The organism is Pseudomonas sp. Eqa60 (assembly GCF_018326405.1).
GTDB lineage: Bacteria > Pseudomonadota > Gammaproteobacteria > Pseudomonadales > Pseudomonadaceae > Aquipseudomonas > Aquipseudomonas protegens.
Genome location: NZ_AP024342.1, coordinates 5,797,894 through 5,812,190 on the forward strand (window position 1 = coordinate 5,797,894; position 14,297 = coordinate 5,812,190).

General features: G+C 64.7%; 16 protein-coding genes. 10 read left to right on the forward strand and 6 right to left on the reverse strand.

Annotation, left to right across the window (positions count from 1 at the left end; genetic code table 11):
- Window positions 1-95 precede the first annotated feature (95 nt).
- The 10 genes from KI242_RS26205 to KI242_RS26250 are packed head-to-tail and all read left to right on the forward strand — an operon-like array spanning window position 96 to window position 8,814.
- A complete protein-coding gene (locus tag KI242_RS26205) occupies window positions 96-1,046 on the forward strand; it encodes a DUF523 and DUF1722 domain-containing protein (RefSeq protein ID WP_103289290.1) in 951 nt (316 codons plus the stop codon).
- 3 nt (window positions 1,047-1,049) lie between these two features.
- Complete coding sequence (locus KI242_RS26210; protein ID WP_019095046.1) at window positions 1,050-1,985, forward strand: MerR family transcriptional regulator; 936 nt, start codon at window positions 1,050-1,052, stop codon at window positions 1,983-1,985.
- Window positions 1,986-1,998: 13 nt separating this feature from the next.
- The gene (gene phrB, locus KI242_RS26215; protein ID WP_077934754.1) at window positions 1,999-3,444 is read left to right on the forward strand and encodes a deoxyribodipyrimidine photo-lyase; all 1,446 of its coding nucleotides are present in this window, start codon (window positions 1,999-2,001) and stop codon (window positions 3,442-3,444) included.
- A complete protein-coding gene (locus KI242_RS26220; RefSeq protein ID WP_011063395.1) occupies window positions 3,437-3,862 on the forward strand; it encodes a nuclear transport factor 2 family protein in 426 nt (141 codons plus the stop codon). The genes phrB and KI242_RS26220 overlap by 8 nt, the downstream gene beginning before the upstream one ends.
- On the forward strand, window positions 3,859-4,629 hold the full coding sequence (locus KI242_RS26225; protein ID WP_065365196.1) for an SDR family NAD(P)-dependent oxidoreductase: 771 nt from the start codon (window positions 3,859-3,861) through the stop codon (window positions 4,627-4,629). The genes KI242_RS26220 and KI242_RS26225 overlap by 4 nt, the downstream gene beginning before the upstream one ends.
- Complete coding sequence (locus tag KI242_RS26230) at window positions 4,626-5,873, forward strand: FAD-dependent oxidoreductase (RefSeq protein ID WP_011063397.1); 1,248 nt, start codon at window positions 4,626-4,628, stop codon at window positions 5,871-5,873. The genes KI242_RS26225 and KI242_RS26230 overlap by 4 nt, the downstream gene beginning before the upstream one ends.
- The gene (locus KI242_RS26235; RefSeq protein ID WP_212805673.1) at window positions 5,870-6,685 is read left to right on the forward strand and encodes a DUF1365 domain-containing protein; all 816 of its coding nucleotides are present in this window, start codon (window positions 5,870-5,872) and stop codon (window positions 6,683-6,685) included. The genes KI242_RS26230 and KI242_RS26235 overlap by 4 nt, the downstream gene beginning before the upstream one ends.
- On the forward strand, window positions 6,672-7,943 hold the full coding sequence (locus KI242_RS26240) for a cyclopropane-fatty-acyl-phospholipid synthase family protein (RefSeq protein WP_019095041.1): 1,272 nt from the start codon (window positions 6,672-6,674) through the stop codon (window positions 7,941-7,943). The genes KI242_RS26235 and KI242_RS26240 overlap by 14 nt, the downstream gene beginning before the upstream one ends.
- Window positions 7,936-8,451: a DUF2878 domain-containing protein gene (locus KI242_RS26245; protein ID WP_077934756.1), complete on the forward strand. Its 516-nt coding sequence runs from the start codon at window positions 7,936-7,938 to the stop codon at window positions 8,449-8,451. The genes KI242_RS26240 and KI242_RS26245 overlap by 8 nt, the downstream gene beginning before the upstream one ends.
- A gap of 54 nt (window positions 8,452-8,505) precedes the next feature.
- Window positions 8,506-8,814 carry a YkgJ family cysteine cluster protein gene (locus tag KI242_RS26250; RefSeq protein WP_011063401.1) on the forward strand — a complete coding sequence of 103 codons (309 nt, stop codon included), beginning with the start codon at window positions 8,506-8,508 and terminating at the stop codon, window positions 8,812-8,814.
- Window positions 8,815-8,822: 8 nt separating this feature from the next.
- Here the strand turns inward: KI242_RS26250 and KI242_RS26255 are convergent, their stop codons facing one another.
- The 6 genes from KI242_RS26255 to hemA all read right to left on the reverse strand — a co-directional run bounded on the left by KI242_RS26255 (window position 8,823) and on the right by hemA (window position 14,178).
- Complete coding sequence (locus tag KI242_RS26255; protein WP_015636972.1) at window positions 8,823-9,341, reverse strand: acyloxyacyl hydrolase; 519 nt, start codon at window positions 9,339-9,341, stop codon at window positions 8,823-8,825.
- A gap of 116 nt (window positions 9,342-9,457) precedes the next feature.
- A complete protein-coding gene (gene murI, locus KI242_RS26260) occupies window positions 9,458-10,249 on the reverse strand; it encodes a glutamate racemase (RefSeq protein WP_011063403.1) in 792 nt (263 codons plus the stop codon).
- Window positions 10,242-10,997 (reverse strand): molybdopterin-synthase adenylyltransferase MoeB, encoded by a 756-nt coding sequence (locus tag KI242_RS26265; protein ID WP_015636974.1) that lies wholly within the window; start codon window positions 10,995-10,997, stop codon window positions 10,242-10,244. The genes murI and KI242_RS26265 overlap by 8 nt, the downstream gene beginning before the upstream one ends.
- On the reverse strand, window positions 10,991-11,821 hold the full coding sequence (prmC, locus tag KI242_RS26270) for a peptide chain release factor N(5)-glutamine methyltransferase (RefSeq protein ID WP_015636975.1): 831 nt from the start codon (window positions 11,819-11,821) through the stop codon (window positions 10,991-10,993). The genes KI242_RS26265 and prmC overlap by 7 nt, the downstream gene beginning before the upstream one ends.
- Window positions 11,822-12,904 carry a peptide chain release factor 1 gene (prfA, locus tag KI242_RS26275; RefSeq protein WP_123472953.1) on the reverse strand — a complete coding sequence of 361 codons (1,083 nt, stop codon included), beginning with the start codon at window positions 12,902-12,904 and terminating at the stop codon, window positions 11,822-11,824.
- Complete coding sequence (gene hemA / locus KI242_RS26280; RefSeq protein WP_011063407.1) at window positions 12,904-14,178, reverse strand: glutamyl-tRNA reductase; 1,275 nt, start codon at window positions 14,176-14,178, stop codon at window positions 12,904-12,906. The genes prfA and hemA overlap by 1 nt, the downstream gene beginning before the upstream one ends.
- Window positions 14,179-14,297: the final 119 nt, after the last annotated feature.

The window sequence follows — 14,297 nt, forward strand, 5'->3', positions numbered from 1 at the left end:
ATACAAATAATTTGACTTGTACAACTTTAATTCTATGATGAAGAAAAGTTGTACAGCGTTACTTTTTTGTACAGGTAAACCCCGGAGGTTGCACCATGTCCGCCAAGCCGAAAATTGCCATCAGCGCCTGCCTGATGGGCGTCGAGGTCCGCTACAACGGTGGGCACAAGGAGTCTCGCCTGTGCAGCCGAGTACTCAGTGACTACTTCGATTTCGTGCCTCTGTGTCCGGAAGTTGCAATCGGCATGGGCACCCCCCGCGAACCTATTCGACTGGTCGGCGACCCCGAGCAACCCCGGGCCGTAGGCACCGTGGATGCCAGCCTGGATGTCACCCTGCCCCTGGCGGAATATGGCGAGCGCATGGCGGCCCAGGTAGACGATATCTGTGGCTATATCTTCATGCAGAACTCACCATCCTGTGGTCTGGAGCGGGTCAAGGTGTACCAGGCCAACGGCATTCCCCACCGAAACGGCGGCCGGGGAATCTATGCCCAGGCATTCTGCGCACAGCATCCCAATCTGCCGGTGGAAGAAGCCGGACGCCTGAACGACCCGGTACTGCGGGAAAACTTCCTGACCCGGGTCTACGTCTATCGCGACTGGCAGGCGTTGCTCAAGCAAGGCCTGACCCGCCGCGCCCTCACCGACTTCCACTCGCGCTGCAAATACCTGCTGATGGCCCATCACCCCGAACAGTACAAGGCCCTGGGCAATCTGTTGGGCAGCATGGGCAAGGGCGATGCGACGCTGATCGGCCCACGCTACTTCAGCCAGTTGATGGAAGCGCTGAGCCGCTGCGCCACCCGTGGCACCCACAGCAATGTGCTGCAGCACATCAGTGGCTACTTCAAGCGGGCCATCAGCAGCGAGGACAAGCAGGAAATGCAGCGCCTCATCAACCAGTACCGCCAGGGCATCGTGCCGCTGGTGGTGCCCCTGACCCTGCTCAAGCACCACTTGCGCCAGAACCCCGATCCCTACATTGCCCAGCAACTGTACCTGCAGCCGCACCCCGAAGACCTCAGCCTGCGCAACGCGATCTGAGCCATGAAACTCTTCCCCCCAGCGGTCGACGAAGACACCGCCCCGGATACCGACTGCCAGGAACAGGGCTGGCTGCCGATCCGCGAGGTGGCGCGCCAGACCGGTGTCAACGCAGTCACCTTGCGGGCCTGGGAGCGCCGCTACGGGCTGATCGTGCCCCGGCGCACGCCCAAGGGCCACCGGCTGTATTCCAGCGAGCAGGTGCAGCAGATCCTGACCATCCTCACCTGGCTCAATCGAGGGGTTGCGGTGAGCCAGGTCAAGCCCTTGCTGGACAGCGACACCTGCTCCAGCCCCCAGGTGGAGAATGACTGGCTGCACCTGCGCGCCGCCCTCGCCCGGGCCATCAGCCAGCTGGCCGAGCGCAAGGTCGACGACACCTTCAATCAGGCCATGGCGCTGTACCCGCCACGGACCCTGTGCGAGCACCTGTTGATGCCGCTGCTGGCGGAACTGCAACAACGCTGGCAAGGCCAGTTCGGCAGCCAGATGGAACAGGTGTTCTTCTATTCCTGGCTGCGCAGCAAGCTCGGCGCCCGGATCTATCACAACAACCGCCAGGTGCAGGGCGCCCCGCTGCTGCTGGTCAACCAGTCGGACCTGCCACTGGAGCCGCACCTGTGGCTCACCGCCTGGCTGGCCAGTAACGCCGACTGCCCGGTGGAGGTCTTCGACTGGCCGCTGCCCGGCGGCGAACTGGCCCTGGCCACCGAACGCCTGCAGGCCCGGGGCCTGCTGCTGTATTCCGGCAAGGCACTCAACCCCGCCCAGTTGCCCAGGCTGCTCAGCGGCGTGGCCTGCAAAAAATTCATCGTCGGACCCGCGGTGTGCATCCACCCCGCCCAGTGGTCCGTATGTACCACTGAAATCGCCGATCTGTACCTGGCCCAGGACCCGATAGCGGCCTGCCAGCTACTGCTCGAGCGAGGACTTTTCTGATCCGGGAACCGACATGCAATTGATCTGGCTGCGCAGCGATCTGCGCCTACATGACAACACCGCCCTGAGCGCCGCTGCCCAGCGGGGCGCGGCCGTAGCGGTGTATCTGCTGAGCCCGGAGCAGTGGCTGGCCCATGACGATGCACCGTGCAAGATCGATTTCTGGCTGCGTAACCTGCAGTCGCTGAGCACCGCCCTGGGCCGCCTGAATATCCCGCTGCTGATCCGCAGCGCCGCCACCTGGGAGCAGGCGCCTCAGGTCCTGCTGGAGCTGTGCCGGCAATTGCAGGTGCAGATGCTGCACTTCAACCAGGAATACGGCATCCACGAAAGCCGCCGCGATGCGGCCGTGACCCGGGCCCTGCAACACGCCGGAATCAGCGTCCAGGGTCATCTCGACCAATTGCTGTTCCAGCCCGGCAGCGTACTGACCAAGAGCGGCGGCTACTTCCAGGTCTTCAGCCAGTTTCGCAAGGTCTGCTACAGCCGCCTGCATACCGCACTGCCGGCCCTGGTGAAGGCACCCGGGGCTCAGTTGCCGCTGTCGATCAACGCCGATCCGCTCCCGCAGCGGGTCGAAGGCTTTCCCAGCCCCACCCAAGCCCTGCGCGAGCTGTGGCCCGCCGGCGAGGACGAGGCGCAAAGGCGCCTGGAGCAGTTCAGCGATGAACAGATCCACTACTACCAGAGCGAACGCGACTTCCCGGCCAAACCCGGCACCAGCCAGCTTTCGCCCTACCTCGCCGCCGGCGTGATCTCGCCCCGCCAGTGCCTGCACGCCGCCTTGCGCGGCAACCAGGGCGAGTTTGAAAGCGGCAGCCCCGGGGCCGTCACCTGGATCAACGAACTGCTCTGGCGCGAGTTCTACAAACACATCCTGGTGGGCTACCCACGGGTGTCCCGGCGCCGGGCCTTTCGCCCGGAAACCGAGGCGGTGAAATGGCGCCATGCCCCCGAGGAACTGGCGGCCTGGCAGGAGGCCCGCACCGGCCTGCCGATCATCGATGCTGCCATGCGCCAGCTGCTGGAGACCGGCTGGATGCATAACCGCCTGCGCATGGTGGTGGCGATGTTCCTGACCAAGAACCTGCTGATCGACTGGCGCGAGGGCGAGCGTTTCTTCATGCGTCACCTGATCGACGGCGACCTGGCGGCCAACAACGGCGGCTGGCAGTGGAGCTCGTCCACCGGCACCGATTCGGCGCCCTACTTCCGCATCTTCAACCCCATCAGCCAGTCGCAGAAGTTCGACAGTGAGGGGCGCTTCATCAAGCACTGGCTACCGCAACTGGCGGGGCTGAACAAAAAAGATATCCACAACCCGGCGGCCATGGGCGGCCTGTTCGGCGTGCCTGGCTACCCGGCGCCGATCGTCGATCTTTCACGCTCCCGGGAGCGGGCCCTGGCGGCGTTCAAGGCGCTGCCCGCGCGAATGGATGCAGGGGTGAGCCATGAGTGACTTTCTCGACAACTTCGCCCGGGAGTTCGCCGCCCTCGACCGGCACAATCTCGACCGACTGGAGCAGCTCTACAGCGATGACATCCAGTTCACCGATCCTCTGCACGAGGTCCAGGGGCTGGCCCAGTTGCGCGGCTACTTCGCCGAGCTCTACGCCAACGTCCGTGAGCTGCGCTTTGAATTCCACGGCAGCGACCTGTGCGCCGAGGGCCAGGGCTACCTGCGCTGGACCATGAGCTACCGCCACCCGCGCCTCAACGGCGGCGGCCTGATCCAGGTGGCGGGCTGCTCGTACCTGCAATGGCGCGACGCCAGGGTCTACCGCCACCGCGACTATTTCGACGCCGGTGCCCTGCTCTATGAACACTTGCCGCTACTCGGGGCGATGATCGCCTGGCTGAAACGGAGGCTCGGATGAAGCCTGCCATGCCACGAAGGGTCTGGCTCACCGGTGCCAGCAGCGGCATCGGCGCAGCCCTGGCCGAAGAACTGCTCAAGGCCGGGGCCCAGCTGGCGCTCAGCGCCCGTTCCCGCGAGCCCCTGGAGGCCCTGGCCAAGCGCTATCCGGGCCGAGTGCTGGTGGTGCCCGGCGACCTCACCGATGCCTTGCAGGTACGCGAGATCGGCAAGCGCATCGCCCAGGCCTGGGGCGCCCTGGACACGGTGATCCTGAATGCCGGGACCTGCGAATACATCGAGGTACAGCAGTTCGACGCAGCGCTGATCGAACGGGTGCTGAACACCAACCTGCTGGCCGCCAGCTACTGCATCGAGGCCGCACTGCCGCTGTTGCGCGCAGGCAATCGCCCGTACCTGGTGGGCGTGGCCAGTTCGGTGACCTGTTTGCCACTGCCCCGGGCCGGTGCCTATGGCGCCTCCAAGGCGGCGCTGCGCTATCTGCTGCAGTCCCTGCGTATCGATCTTGCTGCCGAAGGCATCGACGTGACCCTGGTCAGCCCGGGTTTTGTCGACACGCCACTGACCGCACGCAACGATTTCCCGATGCCCATGCGCTGGACCGCCGAACAGGCCGCCCGGCATATCCACCGGCATCTGGGCAGGCGCCCCCTGGAGATCGCCTTCCCAGGTCTGTTCATCTTCGGCCTCAAGCTCTTGGCCTGGCTGCCCGGCCGCCTGCAACTGGGCATTGCCAGGCGCCTGGCCCGTAGCGGGGAAACATCGTGAAAATCGCCATCATCGGCAGCGGCATCGCTGGCCTGACCTGCGCCTATGTGCTCAACCGCCGGCATGACATCCGGGTCTACGAGGCCGGCAGCTGGATCGGCGGCCATACCCACACCGTGAACGTCAGCCTCAATGGCGAGACCCAGGCCGTGGACACCGGCTTCATCGTCTTCAACGACTGGACCTACCCCAACTTCATTCGCCTGCTGAAGCAGCTCGGGGTGCGCTACAAAGCCACCGAGATGAGCTTTTCGGTGTGCGACCCAGCCTCCGGGCTGGAGTACAACGGCAACAACCTCAACAGCCTCTTCGCCCAGCGGCGCAACCTGCTGTCACCGGGGTTCTGGGGCATGCTGCGGGACATCCTGCGCTTCAACCGGGCCTCCCAGCAGGACCTGCTGCAACAACGCATCGCCGCCGACACCACCCTGGGCCAGTACCTGCAAAGCCAGGGCTACGGCGAGCGTTTTATCCGCCACTACATCGTGCCCATGGGCGCAGCGATCTGGTCGATGTCGCCGGGGCAGATGCTCGGTTTCCCTTTGCAGTTCTTCGTGCGTTTCTTCAAGAACCACGGCTTGCTCTCGGTGAGCAACCGCCCGCAATGGTGCGTGATCGAAGGCGGCTCCAGCCGTTACATCGAGCCGCTGACCGCAAGCTTTCGCCAGCACATCCGTCTCGACTGCCCGGTGCGGCGGGTCGAACGCGATGAGCAGGGCGTACTTATCCACAGCGACGCCGGCAGCGAGCGCTTCGACAAGGTGGTGTTCGCCTGCCACAGCGACCAGGCCCTGCAACTGCTATCCAGCCCGAGCCTCGCTGAACAGGAAATCCTCCAGGCCCTGCCCTACGCCGACAACGACGTGGTGCTGCACACCGATACCCGCCTGCTGCCACGCCGGCGCCTGGCCTGGGCCAGCTGGAACTACCGCCTCGACGCCAGCGCCGAAAAGGCCGCAGCCGTGACCTACGACATGAACATTCTCCAGGGCCTGCAAAGCAGCAGTACCTTCTGCGTCAGCCTCAACCAGAGCGCCGCCATCGACCCTTCGAAGATTCTTGCCCGCTACACCTACGCCCACCCGCAATACAGTCTCGGCGCGCTGGCCGCACAAGCGCGCTGGGGCGAACTGCAGGGCGCGCACCACAGCTTCTATTGCGGAGCCTACTGGGCCAACGGCTTCCATGAAGACGGCGTGGTCAGCGCCTTGCGCGTGGCCCAGGCCTTTGGAGAGCAACTGTGAACAGCGCCCTGTACAACGGCTGGATCAGCCACCGGCGCTTCGCCCCCAAGGACCATGCCTTCCGCTACCGGATCGGCCTGCTGTACCTGGACCTGGACGAGCAGGAAGCGGTGCTGGGGCTCTCGCCCCTGGCAGGCCGCAGCCGTTTCGCACCCTTCGCCTTCCGTGAAAGCGACTACCTGCCGACCTTCACCGGCCAGGGCATGCGCCTGATCGACGCGGTACGCCAGCAGGTGGCCGCGGCCATCGGCCACGCTCCCAGCGGCGCAATACGCCTGCTGACCCAGGTGCGCAGCTGGGGGCTGGCGTTCAATCCGGTGAGCTTCTTCTATTGCTTCGAGGCCAACGGGCAATTGGCGGCGATTCTCTGCGAAGTCACCAACACCCCCTGGCGCGAGCGCTATCACTATGTGCTACCGGCCCGCCCGGGCACTGCCACAACGCCCGAGCACCAGCACTTCGCCGTGGCCAAGGCCTTCCACGTATCGCCATTCCTGCCCCGGGATCTGGAGTACCGCATGAGCTTCAGCCCGCCGGCCGAGCGGCTGGGCGTGCACATGGCCGACTGGCAGGGCGAGCTCAAGGTGTTCGACGCCACCCTCAACCTGCAACGCCAGCCTCTGGATCGACGCAGCCTGCACCAGTACCTGCGACATTTTCCATGGATGACCGCCAAGACCTGCCTGGCGATCTACTGGCAGGCCCTGCGCCTGGCCGCCAAGGGCATGCGCTTTTTTCCCCATTGGGCCGCCGTTGGCGCCTATCGCACAGCCGTCGTACAACCCAAGGATCGCCGCCATGAAATCCTCTAGCATCTCGGCCAGAACCCCCTTGCTCAGCACCCACAGCCTCACCGCCAGCCTGCTGCGCCGTGGCGTGCTGCGACAACTGGCGCAGCTCAGGCACGGCCAACTGGTGGTCTGCGAAGAGGGCGAACGCCTGGTGTTCGGCAGCAGTGGTGCCGCCCTGCTGGGGGAAATCCACATCCACGACTCCAGCGCCTGGGGCCTGGTGGCCAGCAGCGGTTCGATCGGCGCCGGCGAGGCATTCATCCACGGCTACTGGAGCACCCCGGACCTGACCGCGGTGATCCGCGTGTTCGTCAGCAACCTGGACGTGCTGGACGCCATGGAAGGCGGCCTGGCGAAACTGGGCCGGCCGCTGATCCGCGGCCTGCACTGGCTCAACCGCAATACCCGCAAGGGCTCGCAGAAAAACATCGCGGCCCACTACGACCTGGGCAACGAGCTGTTCGAGCAGTTCCTCGACCCCACCATGATGTACTCCGCCGCGCAGTTTCGCAGCGCCGAAGACAGCCTGGAGCAGGCCCAGCTGAACAAGCTGCAACGCATCTGCCAGAAGCTGGCGCTCAAGCCCGAGGACCACCTGCTGGAGATCGGCACCGGCTGGGGCAGCATGGCCCTGTATGCCGCGCAACACTACGGCTGCCGGGTGACCACCACGACCCTGTCCAGGGAGCAGTTCGCCTATACCCGGCAGCGGATAGAGGCCGCCGGCCTGCAGGACCGGGTAACCCTGCTGCTGGAGGATTACCGCGACCTGCGCGGCCAGTACGACAAGCTGGTGTCGATCGAGATGATCGAAGCCGTGGGCCACCGCTTCCTGCCCACCTACTTCAAGCAATGCGCGCACCTGCTCAAGAGCAACGGCCTGATGCTGCTACAGGCCATCACCATTCGCGACCAGCGCTATGAGCAGGCGAAAAATGGCGTGGATTTCATCCAGCGCTACATCTTTCCCGGTGGCGCCCTGCCCTGCGTACAGAAGATGCTCGAAGTGGTCAGCCGCGACACCGACATGAACCTGCTGCACATGGAGGACTTCGGCCTGCATTACGCCCGCACCCTGCGCCTGTGGCACGAGAACTTCCGCCGCGCCCATGGCCGCCTCGGCGAACTGGGCTACGACGAATACTTCCTGCGGCTCTGGGAGTTCTACCTGTGCTATTGCGAAGGCGGCTTCCTGGAACGCAGCATCGGCACCGCCCAACTGCTGCTGGCCAAACCTGCGGCCGCGCCACAACCGCTGCTCGGGCGCCTCGATGCCTAGGCAACTGGTCAATGCCCTGCTGTTCCAGCTGGGCTGGTTCATCTGCGTGCTCAGCGGCGACAGCCTCTGGCTGCTGCTGGGGGTGGCGATCCTGCCGGCGCATCTGCACTGGATCGGCCGCTGGGCCGACGAAGGCCCGATGATCGTCGGCATTGCCCTGATCGGCATCGCCCTGGACAGCTTCCTCAGTTGGCTCGGGGTGTTTCAGTTCCAGCAAGTCAGCCTGCTGGTGCCCTTGTGGCTGATGCTGCTCTGGGCCCTGCTGGCCACCACACTGCGCCATGGCCTGGCCTGGAGCGCCCGGCCCTGGTGGCTGGGGTGTGTGCTGGGGGCATTGGGCGGGCCGCTTTCCTACTACGCCGGGGGTCGCCTGGCGGGAGTGACCTTTCCCTACGGCACCGGCCCCACCCTGCTCGGCCTGGGGCTGCTCTGGGCGCTGCTACTGCCGCTGCTGCACGTGCTCGCGCGGCCGGCCCCGCAAGAGCCGCCACTGGTCACCGGAGACTGAGCATCCGTCCGGGCTTTAACACAGCCCGGGCTCACTGCCTTACACTGCGCGCCTATGACCACCATCCCCGTTACCTCCATCGCCGCCGAACCCGCCGTCAGTTGCTCCACCTGCGCCGCCTGTTGCTGCCAGCTGGAGGTCATGCTGATCACCGACACCGGGGTGCCCGAGCGCTTTATCGATACCGACGATTGGGGAGGGGAAGTCATGCGCCGCCTGGATGACGGCTGGTGCGCGGCGCTGGACCGCGACAGCATGCGTTGCAGCATCTATGAGCTGCGGCCGCTGATCTGTCGCGAGTTCGAGCTGGGCGAGGCCGATTGCTTGAGCGAACGCCGGGGAATTGCCACGGCGTATCGCTGATAGCGGCCTTAGAGCGGCATCGTGTAATGCAGCGCGTAGCTTTCGATACCGTCGTTGGGGGTCTTGATGCCGGCGTTGGAGTAGTGCGTGGCGCGGATACCGACTTCATGGCCACCGGCGAAGCGCAGGCCGAAACCGATGCGGTCTTCGAACTGGAAGGATGACCCCAGCTTGTTGTCCTCGACCTGGGTATGGGCAAAGGCCGCTACCCCGATGCCGGCCTCGATGTAGGGCTTGACGCTGGCCCCGGCGAATTCGTAGACCAGCACCGGGGAGAACGACAGGCTGTGGTTGCTGGAGGTCTTGTCGCCATCCCAATAGGTGTAGGCGCCGCTCCAGTAACCCGTGAGACGGCCGACGTCACTTTGCAGCCAGCTCTTGTCCCAATCCCATTGCATACCCAGCCGATAGGCCTGGGTCGAATCGCCGGTTTGCCCCACGGAGAACTCGACTCCGGCCGCCTGCGCGGAAAAACTGTGCCCCAACAACCCGGCCGCAAGTGCAGCCAAACACAACAGTCGCTTCATCAGGAACATCCTTTTCGAACGGTTTTATATGGTGTTGTACAACCCTGTGGATAGGCTATAGAAGCCAGCGCGCATTCAGAAGTTCAGCGCCAGCGAAGGGATTTTTCACGATTTTTTCACAACTGCAAAGGCAGGACTTCAGCAGATTCTTTCCACAACAGAGGCAGCACCCGGGCAAAGTGCGGGACATCGCCACTGGTCCAGAAACAGGTTTCCCGGGCTGGCCCCTGGGCGCGCAGATCGCCTTCGTCGAGCAGCCGCTGCAATTGCCGGGCAACCGCGGCGCCGGTATCGATCAGGCTGATGGGCCCGGGCAGCATCTGCGCCAGCAGCGGCTTGAGAAACGGATAATGGGTGCAGCCCAGGATAATGGTGTCGCAGCCGGCAGCCAGCAGAGGCTCGAGGTAGCCGTGCAACAGTTGGCGCAGAGCGGCACTGTGCAAGTCGCCATTCTCGATCATCTCCACCAGCCCCGGGCAGGGCTGCGTGACGACCTTCACATCAGTGGCGAAACGGTCGAGCAAGGCGGCGAACTTGGCACTCTGCAAGGTGCCGGTGGTGGCCAGCACCCCGACCACGCCGCTGCGGGTCGCGGCCGCCGCCGGCTTGACCGCAGGCTCCATGCCAACGATGGGCCAGTCCGGATAATCGCGGCGCAGGTCGGCCACCCCGGCCACGGTAGCAGTGTTGCAGGCCAGCACCAGGGCCTTGGCGCCCTGTTCACGAAAGAACCGGGCCATCAGGCTGCAACGCTGGCGAATGAACTCCGGGGTCTTTTCGCCATAGGGAATATGCCCGCAGTCGCCGAAATACAGCAGCGACTCGTGGGGCAGCAACTGTTGTATTTCCGCCAGCACCGAGAGGCCGCCGACGCCGGAGTCGAACACCCCGATCGGCGCTTCACTCACGATGGGTACCACAGACGCTGCACCCCGGATCGCGCTTGACCCGCAACTCGCGAAAACGCGTACCCAGAGCATCAATCAATAACAGCCGGCCAACCAGCGGCTCGCCAAACCCGGCCAGCAGTTTCAGGGCTTCCAGGGCCTGCAGGCTGCCCACGGTGCCCACCAGCGGGCCGAGCACCCCGGCTTCGCTGCAGGTCAGTTCGGCTTCGCTGCCATGCCCGTATAGACAGTGGTAGCAGGGGCTTTCCGGGCGCCGCGGGTCGAAGACCGACAATTGCCCTTCCAGGCGGATCGCCGCACCGCTGACCAGGGGCTTGCCGGCCGCCACGCAAGCGGCGTTCACCGCCTCGCGGGTACTGAAGTTGTCGGAGCAATCGAGCACCAGGTCCACCGCCGCCACGGCAGCGGCCAGGGTATCGACATCCAGCGCCTGGCGATGGGGCACCAGGCGGACCTCCGGGTTGAGGGCAGACAGGCGACTGATGGCCGAGTCCACCTTGCTGACCCCGACGCTGTGGCTGTCGTGGATGATCTGCCGTTGCAGGTTGGTCAGGTCCACGCTGTCGAAGTCGGCCAGGTGCAGCTCACCAACCCCCGCCGCCGCCAGGTACAAGGCTGCGGGAGCACCGAGACCGCCGAGGCCGACGATCAGCACGCGGCTTTCCTTGAGGCGCAGCTGGCCGTCGATATCGACATGCTGCAACAGAATCTGTCGGCTATAGCGCAACAGCTCCTGGTCGGTCAGCACGGCCGGCACCCGAGGCTAATGCGCTCATGCCCACCGAGGTCGACCCGGCTGTGGACTTCGATGAAACCCTGGGCAGCCAGCAACTCGCGGACCGCCGCGGCCTGATCGTAACCGTGCTCCAGCATCAGCCAGCCACCGGCCTCCAGGTGCTGCGGAGCCTGGGCGACGATCAGGCGCAGGTCGTCCAGACCATCCTTGCCCGCCACCAGGGCGCTTTCCGGCTCGAAACGCACGTCGCCGGCCACCAGATGGGGGTCAGCTTCGGCAATGTAGGGCGGGTTGCTGATGATCAGATCAAAGCGCCGGGACTCAATGGAGCTGAACCAGTGGCTGCTGAGCACGCTGACGTTGTCCAGTTGCAGGCGCTGGCGGTTGCGTTCGGCCAGGGCCACGGCTTCAAGTACCCGGTCCACCGCCGTGACCTGCCAGGCCGGGCGCTCGCTGGCCAGGGCCAGGGCGATGGCACCACTGCCGGTGCCCAGGTCAAGGACCGTGGCTGGGGTCGCGGGCAACAGTTCCAGCGCCGCTTCCACCAGTAGTTCGGTGTCGGGGCGCGGGATCAGAGTGTGGGGCGCCACCTCCAGGTCGAGCTTCCAGAAGCCCTGCTGGCCAAGGATATAGGCCACCGGCTCGCCGGAGCGGCGTCGCTGCAGGTAGTCGGTGAACACCAGGGCCGCCTCGCTGGGCACGATGCGCTCCGGCCAGGTGTGGAGAAAGCTGCGGGGCTTGCCCAGGGCCGCGGCCAGGAGCAGCTCGGCATCCAGGCGCGGGGTCGGCGAGTCGGGCAGTTGGGCTGCGCGCAGCAGGCTGGCGATGATGGTCATTTACTCACCCAATGCCGCAAGTTGATCGGCCTGATATTCAGCCAGCAACGGCTCGATGACGGCTTCCACGCCCCCGGCGAGGATTTCGTCCAGGGAATACAGGGTCAGGTTGATGCGGTGATCGGTGACCCGGCCCTGGGGGAAGTTGTAAGTGCGGATGCGCTCGGAACGGTCCCCCGAGCCCACCAGCAACTTGCGCTCGCTGGCAATGGCATTGGCCGCGGCACTGGTCTGCTGGTCGTTGAGCTTGGCCGACAGCCAGGACATGGCCCGCGCCCGGTTCTTGTGCTGGGAACGCTCTTCCTGGCACTCCACCACGATCCCCGAAGGGATGTGGGTGATGCGGATCGCCGAGTCGGTCTTGTTCACGTGCTGGCCACCGGCACCCGAGGAGCGATAGGTGTCGATGCGCAGGTCCGCCGGGTTGATCTCGATGGCTTCCTGTTCATCCGGCTCGGGCAGTACTGCCACGGTGCAGGCCGAAGTGTGGATGCGGCCCTGGGATTCGGTGGCCGGCACTCGCTGCACGCGGTGCGCGCCGGATTCGAACTTGAGCTTGCCGTAGACGCTCTCGCCTTCGACCCGGGCAATGACTTCCTTGTAGCCGCCGTGCTCACCCTCGTTTTCCGAGAGGATCTCCAGCCGCCAGCCGCGCCGCTCGACGTAACGGGAATACATGCGAAACAGGTCGCCGGAGAAGATCGCCGCCTCGTCGCCGCCGGTGCCGGCACGGATTTCCAGGAATACGTTGCGCCCGTCGTTGGGGTCCTTGGGCAGCAGCATGCGCTGCAGGCTGCTTTCCAGTTCGGCCAGTTGTTCCTTGGCCTCGCGCACTTCCTCGGCGGCCATTTCCCGCAGGTCCGGGTCGTTGTCCTTGAGCAGCGCCTGGGCGCCTTCAAGGTCCGCCTGGACCTTGAGCACCTGTTTATAAGTAGCCACGATCGGCTCGACTTCCGCGTATTCCTTGGAGTAGGCGCGGAACTTGGCCTGATCGGAAATGACCTCAGCATCGCCGAGCAAGGCGGTCAGTTCCTCGAAACGATCCTGGAGAATGTCCAGCTTACTGAGCAGTGACGCTTTCATTACGGGGTTTTATCCGATGAGCCCTCACCGAGGGCAAAGAGTTCTTGGGCCATGGCCAGCGCATCGAGGCGGCCTTCGGCGGAGAGCTTTTTCAACTGCACGCTCGGCGCGTGCAACAGTTTATTGGTCAGGCCGCGGGCCAACTGGGCCAGCACGTCCTCGGCGCCGCTGCCGTTGGCCAGCATGCGCAGGGCTTTCTGCAGTTCTTCATCGCGCAGGCGTTCGCTCTGCTGACGATAGGCCTTGAGCACATCCACCGCCGCCAGTTCCCGCAGGCGCACCATGAAATCCTCGGCGCCGATGTTCACCAATTCCTCGGCGGCCTGGGCCGCGCCCTGGCGGCTCTTGAGGTTTTCTGCCACCACTTCGTGCAAGTCGTCGACGGTATAGAGGTAAACGTCGTCCAACTCGCCGACTTCTGGCTCGATATCCCGGGGAACGGCGATATCCACCATGAAAATCGGCTTGTGCTTGCGCAGCTTCAAGGCACTTTCCACTGCGCCCTTGCCGAGTATCGGCAACTGGCTGGCGGTGGAACTGATGACGATGTCGCTGTGCACCAGTTCCTGGGGAATATCCGAGAGCAGCACGGCGTGGGCACCGAATTGCTCCGCCAGGAGGCTCGCGCGCTCCAGGGTACGGTTGGCCACCACGATACGCTTGACTCCCAGGTCGTGCAGGTGCCGGGCCACCAGGGTGATGGTCTCCCCGGCGCCGATCAGCAGTGCCTGGCTGCGTTGCAGGTCGCTGAAAATCTGTTTCGCCAGACTCACCGCGGCGAAAGCCACGGACACCGGGTTCTCACCGATGGCGGTGTCGGTGCGCACCTGCTTGGCGGCGCTGAATGTGGCCTGGAACAGCCGGCCCAGCAGCGGCCCGACGGTGCCGGCCTCGCGGGCCACGGCGTAGGCGGACTTCATCTGCCCGAGAATCTGTGGCTCGCCCAGCACCAGCGAATCCAGCCCCGACGCCACCCGCATCATGTGACGAACTGCCGCATCGTCCTCATGCACGTAGGCACTGGCGCGCAGCTCGTCTAGGCTCAAATGGTGATATTCCGCCAGCCAGCGCAGCACCACATCCGCAGAAAGATGATCCTGTTCTATATAGAGCTCACTGCGATTGCAGGTGGAGAGGATCGCAGCTTCGCGGCTGTCGGTGAGTCGGCAGAGCTGCTGCAAGGCCTCAACCAACTGCTCAGGGGTAAAGGCCACGCGCTCGCGGACGTCTACAGAAGCAGTCTTGTGGTTAATACCGAGTGCAAGGAAGGCCATTCAAGGTCGCTGATGATGTCGAGAAGCCGGCAATTGTCCTACTTCGCCCGACTCAGAACAACTACCGCCGACTATTGTCCTAGTTTTGTGCCAAAACTCGCCGAGCGAAGATCAGGCAA